The organism is Anaerotruncus sp. 1XD42-93, assembly GCF_009917605.1.
Lineage (GTDB): Bacteria > Bacillota > Clostridia > Oscillospirales > Ruminococcaceae > Anaerotruncus.
Genome location: NZ_QZEG01000188.1, coordinates 1 through 978 on the forward strand (window position 1 = coordinate 1; position 978 = coordinate 978).

General features: G+C 58.1%; 1 protein-coding gene and 1 pseudogene. Both read right to left on the reverse strand.

The window, feature by feature from the left end:
- Positions 1–383: DUF3848 domain-containing protein (locus D5269_RS17930; protein ID WP_120487652.1), on the reverse strand; the 383-nt coding region annotated here is incomplete at its 3' end.
- A 1-nt stretch (position 384) separates the two neighbouring features.
- Positions 385–978: pseudogene (locus D5269_RS17935) on the reverse strand (helicase); the annotation flags it as partial.

Consider the following 978-nt stretch of genomic DNA (forward strand, 5'->3'; position numbering starts at 1 on the left):
TACTGCGCCATCTCCCCATGCTCGGACGCATAGGCGGCGGAGTGGGGATAGACCGGGGCGGCTCTCTGTTCTTCTTTGGCCCTGTGCATCTCATTCGCCCGTTCCTCAATGCTTTCCCGGATCACATCCATATAGCCGGTTTCCAGCTTTTCAAAATGGCGGTACACATCAGCCAGCGGGGAGGGGGAATCCAGCAGCGCCTGGGCCTGCTTATCGGAAAGTTCCAGTTCCTCCATCGCCATCACAATGTCCTCCCGGACGGTGTACTCATAGGCATGGTTTAGGACCTCCTCCGGGGACTGGCTTTTCAGCCAATCCCGGAAGGTATCCTGTTCAGCGGCCATCTTCTCATAAAGGGCCGTATTCTTTTCGTTGCTGTTCATATTATCTTGCCTCCTGTTCCTGTTGTCTGGGTTTCTTTTCCATGCTGCGGGGCGGGATGGGGCGTTTCAGCCCTTCCAGCACCGAGGGCCTTGCGCGCTTGGCAATCGCCGCTTCTGGACGGGACTGCCCCTTGCTGTCCATATTCAGCTCCATATCCAGCTCCACCAGACGGGCGTTCTTGACCCGCAATTCCTCCTCATAGGGGAAGGCTTTGCCCACTTCCTCCTTCGCGGCGGCCTGCTGCTGGTAAAGGTTATCCAGCTGGATTTTGACGCTTTCCAACCGCTGGGGCATCTGGGAAAGCGCGTTGTCAATCCGGGTCAGGTTGCCGCGCGGGTCCGCGCCCAGGGCGGTACGGTGGGTCATGCGGCCTTTCAGTTGGAGCATATATTCCTTCTGAAAAGCGTCAAAGGTTACAAACATAGCAAATCCCCGGTAGCTGCCGACCTGCACCGGATCGGAGCCTTTAACCTCCTTGCAGGCGTCCAAAAGGGCGGCTCCGGCGTTCTCTTTGTCGGTGAGCGTATCGCCCCGGACTTCCATGCCGGTAAATCCGTCTGTCGGGTGGGGGTGTGCCGCCAGGGTTTCCATATC